The organism is Pseudoalteromonas sp. NC201 (genome assembly GCF_002850255.1).
In the GTDB taxonomy this organism is placed as follows: Bacteria; Pseudomonadota; Gammaproteobacteria; order Enterobacterales; family Alteromonadaceae; genus Pseudoalteromonas.
Window position 1 is genome coordinate 3,525,615 of the sequence record NZ_CP022522.1, and the last position, 13,860, is coordinate 3,539,474.

A 13,860-nucleotide genomic window follows, 5' to 3' on the forward strand; every position below is an offset into this window, starting at 1 on the left:
TCGTGCAAATTATCTGGGCTCTCAGGTTGTTATCAAATGTCAACCCATAAAGTTCAAAAAAAAAGCAATTATGTTCAATTTATAACCTTTGATTTTTGCGAAAAAAACCGTAAACTTAGCGCCCCTTGAGGTAAGGCGGATTAAACTGTAGTGCGTATTGGTCCATACCAACTTGAAAACAATCTTATCGTAGCACCAATGGCTGGGATCACCGACAGACCGTTTCGACAACTGTGTCGACGTCTAGGTGCTGGGCTTGCGGTATCAGAAATGTTGTCTTCAAATCCAAAAGTGTGGAAAACCGATAAGTCGCAAAATCGCATGGATCACAGCGGTGAATCGGGCATTCGCTCGGTACAAATCGCAGGAGCAGATCCTGAGTTGATGGCGCAAGCAGCGCAATTTAATGTCGCAAACGGTGCGCAGATCATAGATATCAATATGGGCTGCCCCGCTAAGAAAGTGAACAAGAAGCTTGCAGGCTCAGCATTGTTGCAATATCCAGAGTTGGTTGACGAAATCGTCACCGCTGTGGTTGCTGCCGTTGACGTACCTGTGTCGTTAAAAATCCGTACAGGATGGGACACAGACAATCGTAACGGTGTTGAGATTGCTCGCATAGCTGAACGTCGAGGCATTGCTTCGCTAGCCGTGCATGGCCGTACAAGAGCATGTATGTATAAGGGCGAAGCTGAATACGCCACGATCAGAGAAATTAAACGTTCAGTATCTATTCCTGTGGTAGCAAACGGTGACATTACGTCTCCTGAAAAAGCGAAACAGGTGCTGGAATACACGGGCGCAGATGCCATTATGATTGGTCGAGCCGCCCAAGGTCGTCCTTGGATTTTCCGAGAAATAGACCACTATTTGCAAACCGGTGAACATTTGCCAGAACCTGAAATAGCAGAGGTTCGAGCAATATTGATGGAGCACTTAGTAAATCTTCATCAATTCTATGGTGAGCCAATGGGAGCGCGCATCGCACGCAAGCATGTATCTTGGTATTTGCAGGCCCATGACCAAGAAGGTCAATTTAGGCGAGTATTCAATGCCTTGGAGACGCCAGAAGCGCAAATCGAGGCATTAGAAGACTATTTTGAAACATTAGGGTGAATGAATTTATTCATCCTTCAGGCTAACTAAGAAAGAGACATAACGATGTTCGAACAAAATGTGACTTCTCCATTTATTACTAACGCTCATGTTCAGTCACAAGAGAAACCGCAACCTTTGCGCGATGCAGTTAAAAAAGCTGTACATCACTACCTAAAGCAGCTTAATGGTCAAGACGTACAAGACGTTTATGAGTTAGTTCTTTCTGAGCTTGAAGCACCTCTACTTGAAGAGGTTATGACTTATACTCGTGGTAACCAGACTCGTGCAGCGATCCTTTTAGGCATTAACCGTGGCACACTTCGTAAGAAGCTAAAAAAATACGGCATGAACTAAGCACTGCTAGTAAAATTTAGTTGATAAAAAAGCACCTTCAGGTGCTTTTTTATTGTTTAAAATTCAGCATCTAGCGGACATTTATCCTTTTCATATCGCACTTTTCTCATGTTTATCTCGCCTTTTAACATCGTCATCTTAACAATAATGCGCTAAAATACCGGCTTTCTAAGCTAGCCCTTAACTAATCATTGAGGAAACCTGAACCATCATGGATATACATCGTCCAATTCGTCGCGCCCTACTAAGCGTGTCAGATAAAACCGGTATCGTTGAATTCGCCACAGCACTTGCAGCTCAAGGCGTAGAAATTTTATCAACTGGCGGTACTTGCAAACTACTTGCAGACAACGGCATTAAAGTAACAGAAGTATCTGATTACACTGGCCACCCAGAAATCATGGATGGTCGCGTTAAAACGCTTCACCCAAAAGTGCACGGCGGTATCTTAGGACGTCGCGGTCAAGACGAAGACGTCATGACTGAAAATAATATTTCAGCAATCGATATGGTAGTAGTCAACTTATACCCCTTCGCACAAACTGTTGCGAAAGCTGACTGTAGCCTAGAAGATGCAATCGAAAATATCGATATTGGTGGTCCAACTATGGTTCGTGCTGCGGCTAAGAACCACAAAGACGTGACCATTGTTGTAAATGCGAATGACTACAGCCGTGTCATTGAAGAAATGAAGGCGAACTCTGGCTCTACAACATACAAGACACGTTTCGACCTTGCTATTGCGGCCTACGAGCATACCGCACAGTATGACGGCATGATTGCCAACTACTTCGGTAAAATGGTTCCGGATTATACGGAAGAAGCAGCAGAGGAAACCAAATTCCCTCGCACTATCAATATGCAATTCACTAAGAAGCAAGATATGCGTTACGGTGAAAACTCGCATCAAGACGCTGCTTTCTATGTTGAAAACAACATTGAAGAAGCATCCGTCGCGACGGCTAAACAACTTCAAGGTAAAGCGCTGTCTTATAACAATATCGCTGATACCGATGCCGCACTTGAGTGTGTTAAAGAGTTTGATAAGCCGGCTTGTGTTATCGTAAAACACGCAAACCCTTGTGGTGTTGCGGTAGATGAAAACATTCTCGCCGCCTATGACCGCGCATTTAAGACCGACCCAACTTCTGCCTTCGGTGGTATCATCGCCTTTAACCGAGAGCTAGACGGCGACACGGCGGAAGCCATCGTAGCGCGTCAGTTTGTTGAAGTTATCATCGCGCCGAGCGTATCAGAAGAAGCTGCACAAATCGTTGCTGCGAAGCAAAATGTACGTTTACTAGAATGTGGTCAGTGGTCAAACAAAACCACAGGTACTGATATTAAACGTGTTAATGGCGGTATCTTAGTACAAGATCGTGACCAAGGTATGGTTGGTTTGGACGACCTTAAGGTGGTTTCGAAACGTCAACCTACAGAGCAAGAACTAAAAGATCTACTGTTCTGCTGGAAAGTCGCTAAATTTGTTAAGTCCAACGCGATTGTTTACGCTCGTGATGGGATGACTATTGGTGTGGGCGCAGGCCAAATGAGCCGCGTATACTCTGCAAAAATCGCAGGGATTAAAGCCGCAGACGAGAACCTAGAAGTTCCAGGTTCTGTGATGGCTTCTGATGCGTTCTTCCCATTCCGTGATGGCATTGACGCCGCTGCGGCTGCGGGTATCACTGCGGTAATTCAGCCGGGTGGTTCAATGCGTGATGAAGAGGTGATTGCCGCCGCTGATGAAGCGGGAATGGCAATGGTGTTTACCGGCATGCGCCACTTCCGCCATTAATCAATAAAGCGCGAAACTTATGAGTTTCGCGCTTTTTGTTTCAGCTAATTTCCAGTATTCTGGCTACAGCATAATCATAACAGAATGAAGGAAGCTAACGATGAATCTAGGTATGAAATCTCTTATCGCTGCTGCAGTATTTACCACTTTAGTGGGCTGTAACGCGACAGAATCTAACTCCAGCCAAGCAGTACCAAGCGCGATTGCAAAAGCCGTTGCTAGCGACAATCGAGCTGAGAGCAATAGAGCCCGAGACCAATATCGCCACCCAAGTGAAACGCTTGCTTTTTTTGGCATTGAGCCATCAATGACCGTGGTAGAAATTGCACCTGGTGGTGGTTGGTATAGTGAGATTTTAGCGCCGCTGGTTAAAGGTCAAGGCACCTATTACGCAGCGCACTTCCCTGCTGATTCAGATGTTGGCTACTATCAACGCTCATTAAAAGGCTACAAAGAAAAAGTAGCAACCAACCCAGACTATAGTGAAGTAAAGATCACGGAATTTGCACCAGTGACGCACAGTAATATTGCGCCACAAGGCAGTGCAGACGTGGTACTTACCTTCCGTAACGTACATAACTGGTACATGGGTAAAGGGGATGAAGGTGTACTTAGCGCGTTCAACGCGTTTAATAAGGCACTGAAACCTGGTGGCATTTTAGGTGTGGTTGAACACCGCCTACCTGAGCACCGTCAACTTGATGATCAAAAGTCGTCAGGTTATATGAAGCAAAGTTATGTTGTTGATATCGCCAAGCAAGCTGGGTTTGAATTAGTTGCAAGCAGCGACATTAACGCCAACCCACTAGACAGCGCCAATCACCCAAAAGGCGTCTGGACTCTGCCACCTCGCTTAGCGCTAGGTGATGAAAAAGCAGCGCAATATAAAGCGATTGGGGAAAGCGACCGCATGACCTTAAAATTCAAAAAGCTTTAATAGGAAAATTTCGCCATGAATGTACTAGTCATTGGCAGCGGTGGACGTGAGCATGCGCTTGCGTTCAAAGCCGCACAAAACCCATCTGTAAAAACGGTTTTTGTAGCACCTGGTAACGCAGGTACTGCGCTTGAGCCTAAACTCGAAAACGTAGCTATCGGCGTTGAAGATATCGATGCCTTGGTCGTCTTTGCTAAAGAAAACAATGTGCAATTAACCATTGTTGGCCCTGAAGCGCCACTGGTTATCGGTGTAGTTGACCGTTTCCGTGAAGAAGGCTTAGCTATTTTTGGACCTACTCAAGCGGCAGCGCAGTTGGAAGGTTCGAAGTCGTTTACTAAAGACTTTTTAGCACGTCATGATATTCCAACAGCGGCTTATCAAACGTTTGAAGAGATTGAGCCTGCGCTTGCCTACTTGAAAGCACAAGGGGCACCTATCGTCGTTAAGGCTGATGGGCTTGCTGCTGGTAAAGGGGTCATTGTGGCAATGACCGAAGCGGAAGCGGAAGAAGCAATCCGCGATATGCTTGCGGGTAACGCTTTTGGCGAAGCGGGCAGTCGTGTGGTTATTGAAGAGTTTTTAGAAGGTGAAGAAGCCTCTTTCATCGTCATGGTTGACGGCAAAAATGTACTTCCTTTTGCCACCAGCCAAGATCACAAACGTGCATACGATGGTGATAAAGGCCCAAATACAGGTGGTATGGGTGCATACTCTCCAGCTCCTGTAGTCACGCCAGATATTCATGACCGCATCATGGCCGAAGTGATCAATCCAACGGTTGAAGGTATGGCGAAAGAAGGTCACCCTTATACAGGTTTCCTATACGCTGGTTTGATGATCACAGCGGATGGCACACCAAAAGTTATCGAGTATAACTGCCGCTTTGGCGACCCAGAAACACAACCTATCATGTTACGCCTACAATCTGATTTAGTTGAGCTGATTGAAGCGGCAAACCGTGAAGAGCTTGATCAAACATCGATTGAATTCGATCCACGAGCTGCCGTTGGTGTTGTGCTTGCAGCTAGTGGCTACCCAGGGAGCTACCCTAAGGGTGACGCTATCTCAGGTCTTCAGGTGAACTATCCTGAAGGTGAAAAAGTGTTCCATGCTGGTACTAAGCAAGATGGCGAGCATGTAGTCACCGCTGGTGGTCGAGTATTATGTGCAACGGCCCTTGGCCACACGGTAACCGAAGCGCAAAAACGCGCCTACTCTCTAGTGAAAGACATTCACTGGGATGGTGTAGAGTACCGCACAGATATCGCATATCGTGCAATCGCACGCGAAAGCTAATTCACATTAAGCTTTGCAAGGCCAGCCCGACGCTGGCCTTTTTCATTTTTACACACTGCGTTTCTAGGTTTGTAATGGTATCCTACCCTTTTATGAGCATTTTTAGGGGCAAAGATGCAAGTACAAGGTACACTCAGCAAGTTAAAGTCAGCGCTTGTTGAACCTATCCAATATCAATTACCCGTGGGTGATAACTTGGTACCACTCAATGACTACTTTGGTAAATCTGTCACCCTTACCTTCACCGGCAATATATTTTGCAGTAGCTGTGGTAAAAAAACCAAAAAGAGCTATTCGCAAGGCCACTGTTTCGTGTGTATGAGAAAACTCGCGAGCTGCGACATGTGCATTATGAAGCCAGAGACCTGCCACTATGATCAAGGCACCTGTCGTGAACCCCAATGGGGCGAAGAGAACTGTATGATCCCGCACTATGTGTATTTGGCCAATACCTCAGGTCTTAAAGTTGGGATCACTCGTCATACGCAGATCCCAACGCGTTGGGTAGACCAAGGCGCAACGCAAGCTCTGCCGATTTTTAAGGTGCAGACCCGTCACCAGTCAGGATTAGTGGAAGTGGCACTGGCTCAGTTTATTGCCGATAAGACTAACTGGCGCAATATGCTCAAAGGCATCAATCCTGAAATAGACCTCAAAGCAGAAGCTGCTAAGCTTATTCCCGAGATCCAAGCAAAGCTCGACGAACTTGCTGAACTCTTTGGTGCAACCGCCATTGAAGTGCTGGACGAGGAAGTGGTTGATCTCACTTTCCCTGTAGAGCAGCACCCGAGTAAAATCAGCTCGTTTAACTTTGATAAAGACCCTGTAGTATCAGGCGTGCTTGAAGGGATCAAAGGCCAATACCTTATCTTTGATAATGGCGTGATCAATATTCGTAAGTTTACTTCTTACGAGATTACCTTCTCTGACGAATAAAATGCATGCCAATCGTCTTCTGTAAGTGGCTTACAGAAGACGTAACCTTGGATTGTATGACAACCTAGCTTGCGCAGGTAACGTTTCTGTACAGGCTTTTCTACGCCCTCAGCTACAACTTGCAGGTTTAGCGCCTTAGCCATCGCCACAATTGCCGAAACAATTTCGCTGTTGCCATATTCATCGGGCACTTTAGCAATAAAACTAGCATCTATTTTTAGGATATCGATGGGCAGTTTAGCCAAGTAACTCAGCGCAGAATACCCTGTACCAAAGTCATCAATCGCCAGTTTTACGCCCAGCTCCTTGAGTTTTTTCAAGGTGTACTTAGCCTCAAGCAGATTACCGATAAAGCTATTTTCGGTAAGCTCAAGCTCAAGATACTTGCCGTCGACGTTGTGCTTCTTTAATGCCTGCGCAACACATTGATACAGGTCGCCTTGAGTGACATGTGACGCCGAGATATTAATCGCCAAGCGCCTAATCTCAACACCTGCGCGTTGCCATTTAGCCAAGTGCTGGCAGGCTTTATCTATTACCCACTGATCTAAGCGAATAATAAGCCCAAGTTCCTCTGCGAGTGGAATAAATTGAGCCGGCGAGATCATCCCAAGATTTGGGTCACGCCAGCGCAGCAAACACTCAACACTGGAAATACGACTACTGGTTAAGCACTGCAAGGGTTGAAAATGCAGTTCAAACTCATCATTTTCTAAGGCACTCTGAAAACGGCTTAGCATGGATAAACGCTCAAATGAACGTGCATTCATCGAAGCTTCGAATAACTGAAAGGAGTTGCGCCCTACTTCTTTGGAGCGATACATAGCAACATCGGCGTGTTTAAGCAATGTTTCCGTGTCATGACCATCTTCGGGATAAATAGCAGCCCCCATCGAGGCCGTCGCAGCCACCTGCATATCACCAAGTTGAAATGGACTCGACAATGCCATCAACATTTGGTCGGCAAACTCAATAACCTCCGACATGCCATTCACTTCGCTCAGTAGCACAACAAATTCGTCGCCCCCAAGTCGCGCTAACGTGTCACCTTCGTTTAGAATAGACTTTATCCGCTCGCTAACCTGAACCAATAATTCATCTCCGGCGCTGTGGCCAAGAGAGTCATTCACTTCCTTAAAGCGGTCTAAATCTATAAACATCACACTGAGTTTTTGCTTGTAGCGGTGCGCTGATGCCAATGCCATAGAGAGTCTGTCGTAAAATAAGCGTCGATTAGGCAGCCCAGTCAATTCATCAAAATAGGCTAAGCGAGCAATTTTTTCTTCAGCATTTTTACGCTCCGTAATGTCGCTAAAAATGGCTGCGTAGAGCATGTCGTCACTGTACGGCTCTCTGATCTCAATAATCGTAAGCCATTCAACATAAATCTCACCGCTCTTTTTACGATTGCAGATCTCGCCCTGCCACACACCTGTTTCTCTGAGCGTTTGCCACATACTCTGATAATAGCATTCATCATGTAGCCCAGAGCTCAATATGCTTGGGTTTTTCCCTAGTACTTCGTAATCTTTATAGCCGGTAAGCGCACTAAACGCTGGGTTGATCTGGATTATTTCACCTGAACTTTTGGTGATCATAATACCATCGAGAGAAGCATCAATGATGCGGTTAGCTAAATAAAGATTCTTCTCCGATTTTTGCAGTGCAATATCACGTTGTACTAGGACTTTTTCCAGCTCGCTACAATACGCAGTTTCAATTTCAGTCAAAACATTTTTAAGCGCTAATAGCCCTATCACTTGTTGCGAGTCTGGGGAAGTCACCACCAAATGGCGAATGGAGTTTACCGTCATCAGCCGGTAAGCATCGAATAGACTGTCTTTTGGCGTCATGGAGAGCATCGGATAGCTAGCTAATTGCCAGCAAGGCTGACGCCAATCAGGGTTGAGAATAATATACGCAATATCGCGCTGAGTAATAATGCCATACTCATTTAATTCACGGTTATACACCAGCACAGCGGTCAGCTTAAGCTCACGCATATTATTGATAACATCAGAGACGCAGTCTTCACTGTCTAAAATCACAATGCTCGAGTCAAAGTGCTGCTCAATTGGTCTAAAATGCAAATAATGGTCAAGCCCTTGGCTGCGCACAATATCGGATAAAGAGACCACACCACAAGGTAGATTATCCAAGTCCACCACGAGTAAATGACGGATCCCTAATTGGTGGAACTTGACCGTCGCCTCACTCAAGGTTTTATCAATTTGAATTTTTTGCACCGGTGTAGTCATCACTTCTCGGATCGGCATCTGGGCAAAGTCAGGGTCGTTAAAGTTGAGCTTAACGCAATCCGACTCAGTCCAGATACCAATAATGTCATCGGCACGGGTAATAAAGATCGAGCTCACTCTGCTCGCTCGCATTTGCGCAACCGCATCATATAGACTGGTTTGCTCATCGCAACATAACAAGCTATTGGTAAATACTTCTTTGATCTGTAACTGACGTGAATCACCAACCATAAGCACACTCTCGCAATATTATTCCAATTTGAAGTATACTGGGCGACACTTTTGATAACTTGACCAAGAACAAATTATGGCGATAAAAACCTATCCTTTATTGCTGGTATTAGACCAAAGTATAGAGTTTATCGAAGATGAAAAAGCACTAGGGGATGCAACGCATCTGCTCGATGATGCGTCACTCAAACGGTTAATTCTAGTATACCCAAACGATTGCTGCAGCAACGTACACGGTGCGCCCGTGCAGTGTATTGATTTGAAATATTTAACCGAATTAGTGCAACAATATCTCGTTGACGAAGGCCAATGTTGCGTCAGCAAAATCCAACTGAGCAATACTCAGCAGGCTTTTGATTTATTAAGTCTAAGCTAACCCGACCAGCGCTTTGATATGTGTCACGGCGCTGCGGCCTAAAGAAGAAAGATCATAGCCCCCTTCTAAGTAGGAAATAATCCCCAAACAGTCCGATGAGTTTGCAAACTCGACTACTTGCTCAGTAAACCATTGATAATCTTGTTCAACAAACTTGAGTCCGCCCATATCATCTTCTAAATGACCATCAAACCCTGCACTGATAAAAATGAGCTGAGGTTTAAATGATCGCAGCTTAGGCAACCATTGCTGCTCCACCAAGGCTTTTAAGTCTGTGCCATCCGCTCCTGCACTCAACGGGGAATTGATTAGCGTTTGATGATTCTCAATCGCGGTATTTGGATAAAAAGGGTGTTGAAACAAAGAGCAAAGTAACACGCTATGATCGTCTTTGAAAATATCTTGTGTGCCATTACCATGATGTACATCGATGTCTAATATAGCTACCCGCTCTACGCCCTTTGTCTTGGCATAAGCGGCGGCAATGGCAACATTATTAAAGACACAAAATCCCGATGAAGTACTTTGATTGGCGTGGTGTCCAGGAGGTCTAACAGAACAAAATGCAGCATCAAGTTTACCTGCAACCACTTCGTCCACCGCAAGTATTCCTGCGCCGACAGCGCGTTCAATCGCTTTCATAGAATCAGGACAAAGCCAAGTGTCGCCGTCTAACTCGGTTAACCCTTCATTAGGGATTTTATCCATTACTTCTTTGATCATGGCTTGATCATGAACCAATGCATAGTGTGACGTATCGGCTTTCAGCGCCGTTTTGTGTTCAATGGCGATATCAAGTCCAGACGCTAGCAACCTGTCAGATATCGCATCTAACCTCGCAGGACACTCAGGATGTTCCTCGGTCATTTTATGCTTGCGGCAATATGGATGAGTAATAATTGCAGTACGCATAACGAATATACATCCTATGTTAGTTTGCGACGAGGTTGATTTAAGTAGCTATCCTTTCACTATATCAAAGCCACATAATTGTGGCTTTGATACTTTGGTATATCTTAATGCTGGATTTCTTTCGCCTTTAAATCCAAGTTATGGAAATCGAAACTAAAGTCGGTTATTTCCGGATTAACAAATTCCATCGCAGCAGACTCAACCCGTTGTGATTTACCCATCACAAAATTGATGTAAGCATCAGCTTCAAGTAATGGCTCATCCCACCGTACCACAAAAGTGTTACCGGTTAGGTGCTCAAGTTTCCCCTTTAGGCGCTTCGTGTGCGTAAAATCAATGCGCAGTTCCTTATCGAGCTTTTCCACTACCACATCGCCATACCAAGCGCTATTTAGTGTTCCCGTGTAGTTGTTTAATGGTAAAGCAGGCTGTGGTTTTGCAACTTCGATTATCCCAGCTTTGGCGTATTTATCTTGTTGCGCCTTAAAGTAATCATCGGCGATGATCTGCACCCAGTCTTTATCTTCTAGGCCAAGCGCATCTTCAAACACTTCATTGATAATCGCGGAAAGTGCGGGGTATTTTTGTTGGTTTGATAAGACCACCACACCCAATTTTTTCTCTGGGATCATCGCAACTTGCGACACCATACCTAAAATCCCACCGCCGTGACCTACCTTTTTATAACCAAAGTAGTCTTCTACCGCCCAGCCAAGGCCGTACCCTCTAAACTGTTGGTGGTATACTTCTGCGGCTTTTGCTGCGGGAATACGCGTAATGTGTGGATGCCACATTTGCACTTGTTGCTCTTGGCTAAATAGCTGCTCGCCAGAAGGTAAGCGACCACCTTCAAGCTGAGTTTGTAACCACTTGGTCATGTCATCCACGTTAGACGCAATGGCACCAGCACCACGGAAATCTTCTAGGTAATTAACAAAGAACGGCGTAAGTTTGCCATCCATCGGAATATGGCCAGTCGCCCAATTACTATTGTTAGCCTGGATCCGAGAGAATCCAGCCTTTGAGTCATCCATATCCAGCTTAGTAAACATTTCCTGCTCAACAAAATCGCGCCAATCTTTGCCACTGACTCGGCTTACGACTTCTCCTGCAACAACAAACATCAAATTGTTATAAGCGTAATGGCTACGGAAACTTGAATCAGGTTTGAGATGTGAAATACCTGCTAGCAATTCTGGCATGGTTTTATCAGTATCAGGCCAGATCATAAGATCACCCGCCCCAAGACCCAACCCACTTCGATGACTCAATAAATCGCGGATAGTCATCTCTTGAGTAACATAGCTATCATAGAGCTTAAATTCTGGAATGTGTTTGGTGACTTTGTCATCCCAACTCAGTTTGCCTTGATCTATCAACATCGCCAGCGCTGCTGCCGTAAATGCTTTCGTGTTAGATGCAATACCAAACAAGGTATCCGCATTGACCTTGGCTGGCTTATTTAAATGCGTCACCCCGAAGCCCTTGGTCATCACAACCTGACCATCTTCTACGATACCAATTGCCAAACCTGGAATATTAAACTTTGTCATTGCGCTTTTTACCGCAGTTTCAACATCCTGTTGGTTTACTGCCGCGCTTGCCTGTGCACTAAGAAAACTCGCAGCAACTAGGCCTGAGGTTAATAGCCATTGTTTTATTTTCATTATTTTTCCTTGGTTTTTTGCCACAACCAATCATGATGTTACCAGTCAAGCTTTGCGATTTAACTTCGTAATATCACATTGATAGATGGCTAATTCTTGTTGTTGTCTGTCACTATTATTATCTGTAACGTGTGATTGTGCCGAAATAGCCTGTAAATAGCTGGTCGGAAACTGATGCTCCTTTGCCCCGGCCAACACATGATGTACGTACCAATCGAAAGGTAATTGATGTTCCACAAAGGTGTTAGCAATATAGCACCAGGCCTCCACCATACCGCCACCTTGCCTTTCAACAGGCAAACAATGACAGTTGTATCGCTCCCCTTCAATGTCGTCCAAACGCGCTTTTTCTCGCTCATCCAAGGCATACAAAACGCCATAAACATGGCTATTTGCTTCAGTACTTGGCGTAATACTACACTTGGCTGAACCATCGGTGCTCAACATATCAAAAGTCAGCCGATAGCCATGCAATTTCCCCACTCCAAGTAACTTCGCTTGTGGTAAGCGAGCAAGCAAACGTGCAGTCGACATATTTGAACCAAAGCTAAAGTTAATAATGTTTTTGTCACACATTAGATCACCAATCTTACTGCAAGCAGTAACATGATCACACCGATCCCGCGATCAAACCAATGTCCTGCACGACGAAAAAATTGTCTTACCGTTGTTTTTGATAAAACTAAAGATAAAAACGAAAACCAAGCCCACGTAGCCAATGCCATATAAACACCGTAAAACAACTGCACACTGCTTGGTGTGGTTGGCTCAATCACTAGGGTAAAAAGCGATAAGAAAAACAGCGTTGCTTTAGGATTTAAGGCATTGACCAAAAAACCCCGTTTTAACGCAGTCCAATTAGACTCAGTAACAGCATGTGCAGTGATATTTTCTTGCTCTGAATTGGGTTTTGCATATCGCAACGCTTGCACACCAAGGTAAGCAAGGTAAAGCGCGGCTATATATTTTACTGCTGTGAACAAGGTTTCAGATTGAGATAGCAGTAACGCAACTCCCAATAAGCAATAACTGACATGTACTAAAATACCAAGACCAACCCCAAAACTTGTCCAAAGGGCGTTTGCTCTGCCCTGCTGTACACTTTGTTTAAGCACTATCGCAAAATCGGGACCTGGACTTGCGACTGCAAAAAAATGTGCCAGCGCAATTAAAATAAACTCATCAAGATAAACGAGCATGTGCATGCTCCTGTAAGGCCAGTAAATCACCCCGCTCTGAGTTATCCATTAAGGTATTAATTTGCTTTTTCGCCTTTTTATACTGGCTCACAAGGTGTGACTTAAGGTGCTTATGACCATCTCTAACCCCTTTAAAATGACATACGAGGGCATGCACAAAAACACTCTGCTGCTCCGTCAGTGCAGCTTTTCGGTTGGCATATTGGTTGTAGCAAGAACCACATCCTCCCCTAAAGTGATATACGGTATTAGACACCATGACCCCAAAGCCAAAAAAGCTCGCGAGCACATCACAAGCAGCGTCTAATTGCGCTTCCCCACCCGGAGGTAACACGCCACGCTGTAAAATTAAAACTTTTGCCATGACACCTGCATAACTGGCAATCAGATCTTGAGGCTGATTTATTTGGTTAGGATTATAAGAAATCAAAATAGGCGCAGCCGATTCAGCGATAACCGCTTGCTCACCGCGCCAACGCCCTGCAATGTTTAGCTTAGTCATGCTGGTCGACGCGAGCATGCGTTCAGGCGCAACCAAAGTGATTGGCCACTGTTGTAACCCCGCGTAGGACTTTACGCGGGAGAAAACCACCGCCGCCATCTCTTCAATACTGGATACCGGCTCAGGAAAACAACTGGGAGTCGGAGTAATGATCTGCGTTTCATTTAAAAAGTACTCGCCATCAAAGTGCTCAAATGCCCAAACAAAGGTGTCAATTAACCATTGGGTTTCTTCATCGCTAAGCAAAGGTGATACTTTAAATAAGGACAGCATGCTAATAATTCACTCTTTTC

Annotated in this window: 13 protein-coding genes; 7 read left to right on the forward strand and 6 right to left on the reverse strand. The window is 45.1% G+C overall.

Translation table 11 applies throughout. The annotated features are described in order from the left end of the window. The first annotated feature begins 150 nt into the window (after positions 1-150). The 6 genes from dusB to PNC201_RS15480 all read left to right on the forward strand — a co-directional run bounded on the left by dusB (position 151) and on the right by PNC201_RS15480 (position 6,422). Positions 151-1,116 (forward strand): tRNA dihydrouridine synthase DusB, encoded by a 966-nt coding sequence (dusB, locus tag PNC201_RS15455; protein WP_010374120.1) that lies wholly within the window; start codon positions 151-153, stop codon positions 1,114-1,116. 45 nt (positions 1,117-1,161) lie between these two features. Beyond that, on the forward strand, positions 1,162-1,452 hold the full coding sequence (gene fis / locus PNC201_RS15460) for a DNA-binding transcriptional regulator Fis (RefSeq protein WP_010374122.1): 291 nt from the start codon (positions 1,162-1,164) through the stop codon (positions 1,450-1,452). A 211-nt stretch (positions 1,453-1,663) separates the two neighbouring features. Next, a complete protein-coding gene (gene purH / locus PNC201_RS15465; RefSeq protein WP_039492703.1) occupies positions 1,664-3,250 on the forward strand; it encodes a bifunctional phosphoribosylaminoimidazolecarboxamide formyltransferase/IMP cyclohydrolase in 1,587 nt (528 codons plus the stop codon). Positions 3,251-3,350: 100 nt separating this feature from the next. Next, positions 3,351-4,187: a class I SAM-dependent methyltransferase gene (locus tag PNC201_RS15470; protein WP_102057551.1), complete on the forward strand. Its 837-nt coding sequence runs from the start codon at positions 3,351-3,353 to the stop codon at positions 4,185-4,187. A gap of 15 nt (positions 4,188-4,202) precedes the next feature. After that, complete coding sequence (purD, locus tag PNC201_RS15475; protein ID WP_102057552.1) at positions 4,203-5,486, forward strand: phosphoribosylamine--glycine ligase; 1,284 nt, start codon at positions 4,203-4,205, stop codon at positions 5,484-5,486. Between the two features lie 114 nt (positions 5,487-5,600). Next, positions 5,601-6,422 (forward strand): DUF2797 domain-containing protein, encoded by an 822-nt coding sequence (locus PNC201_RS15480; protein WP_102057553.1) that lies wholly within the window; start codon positions 5,601-5,603, stop codon positions 6,420-6,422. On the opposite strand, the gene PNC201_RS15485 is transcribed toward PNC201_RS15480, so the two are convergent. Beyond that, the gene (locus PNC201_RS15485) at positions 6,395-8,911 is read right to left on the reverse strand and encodes an EAL domain-containing protein (RefSeq protein ID WP_102057554.1); all 2,517 of its coding nucleotides are present in this window, start codon (positions 8,909-8,911) and stop codon (positions 6,395-6,397) included. The genes PNC201_RS15480 and PNC201_RS15485 overlap by 28 nt on opposite strands. A 76-nt stretch (positions 8,912-8,987) precedes the next feature. On the opposite strand from PNC201_RS15485, the gene PNC201_RS15490 reads away from it, so the two are divergent. Next, entirely contained in the window at positions 8,988-9,287 is a 300-nt protein-coding gene (locus tag PNC201_RS15490) for a DUF4144 family protein (RefSeq protein ID WP_102057555.1), read from the forward strand. Here the strand turns inward: PNC201_RS15490 and PNC201_RS15495 are convergent. The 5 genes from PNC201_RS15495 to PNC201_RS15515 form a co-directional block, all read right to left on the reverse strand. Further along, positions 9,279-10,199, reverse strand: a complete 921-nt coding sequence (locus tag PNC201_RS15495; protein WP_102057556.1) for a histone deacetylase family protein — start codon at positions 10,197-10,199, stop codon at positions 9,279-9,281. The genes PNC201_RS15490 and PNC201_RS15495 overlap by 9 nt on opposite strands. 104 nt (positions 10,200-10,303) lie before the next feature. Continuing rightward, positions 10,304-11,866 (reverse strand): serine hydrolase, encoded by a 1,563-nt coding sequence (locus PNC201_RS15500; protein ID WP_102057557.1) that lies wholly within the window; start codon positions 11,864-11,866, stop codon positions 10,304-10,306. 45 nt (positions 11,867-11,911) lie between these two features. Beyond that, the gene (locus PNC201_RS15505; protein WP_102057558.1) at positions 11,912-12,442 is read right to left on the reverse strand and encodes a gamma-glutamylcyclotransferase family protein; all 531 of its coding nucleotides are present in this window, start codon (positions 12,440-12,442) and stop codon (positions 11,912-11,914) included. Continuing rightward, positions 12,442-13,065 carry a LysE family transporter gene (locus tag PNC201_RS15510; protein WP_010607178.1) on the reverse strand — a complete coding sequence of 208 codons (624 nt, stop codon included), beginning with the start codon at positions 13,063-13,065 and terminating at the stop codon, positions 12,442-12,444. Before PNC201_RS15510 ends, PNC201_RS15505 begins: the two co-directional genes overlap by 1 nt. Further along, positions 13,049-13,840, reverse strand: coding sequence for a hypothetical protein (locus PNC201_RS15515; protein WP_102057559.1), 792 nt, complete (start codon positions 13,838-13,840; stop codon positions 13,049-13,051). Before PNC201_RS15515 ends, PNC201_RS15510 begins: the two co-directional genes overlap by 17 nt. Positions 13,841-13,860 lie beyond the last annotated feature (20 nt).

Coding starts and splice junctions, on each gene's coding strand:
- PNC201_RS15510 (WP_010607178.1), bottom strand. CDS start 13,065: ATGCTCGTTTATCTTGATGAGTTTATTTTAATTGCGCTGGCACATTTT.
- purH (WP_039492703.1), top strand. CDS start 1,664: ATGGATATACATCGTCCAATTCGTCGCGCCCTACTAAGCGTGTCAGAT.
- PNC201_RS15500 (WP_102057557.1), bottom strand. CDS start 11,866: ATGAAAATAAAACAATGGCTATTAACCTCAGGCCTAGTTGCTGCGAGT.
- PNC201_RS15470 (WP_102057551.1), top strand. CDS start 3,351: ATGAATCTAGGTATGAAATCTCTTATCGCTGCTGCAGTATTTACCACT.
- PNC201_RS15485 (WP_102057554.1), bottom strand. CDS start 8,911: ATGGTTGGTGATTCACGTCAGTTACAGATCAAAGAAGTATTTACCAAT.
- PNC201_RS15505 (WP_102057558.1), bottom strand. CDS start 12,442: ATGTGTGACAAAAACATTATTAACTTTAGCTTTGGTTCAAATATGTCG.
- PNC201_RS15495 (WP_102057556.1), bottom strand. CDS start 10,199: ATGCGTACTGCAATTATTACTCATCCATATTGCCGCAAGCATAAAATG.
- PNC201_RS15480 (WP_102057553.1), top strand. CDS start 5,601: ATGCAAGTACAAGGTACACTCAGCAAGTTAAAGTCAGCGCTTGTTGAA.
- fis (WP_010374122.1), top strand. CDS start 1,162: ATGTTCGAACAAAATGTGACTTCTCCATTTATTACTAACGCTCATGTT.
- PNC201_RS15515 (WP_102057559.1), bottom strand. CDS start 13,840: ATGCTGTCCTTATTTAAAGTATCACCTTTGCTTAGCGATGAAGAAACC.
- PNC201_RS15490 (WP_102057555.1), top strand. CDS start 8,988: ATGGCGATAAAAACCTATCCTTTATTGCTGGTATTAGACCAAAGTATA.
- purD (WP_102057552.1), top strand. CDS start 4,203: ATGAATGTACTAGTCATTGGCAGCGGTGGACGTGAGCATGCGCTTGCG.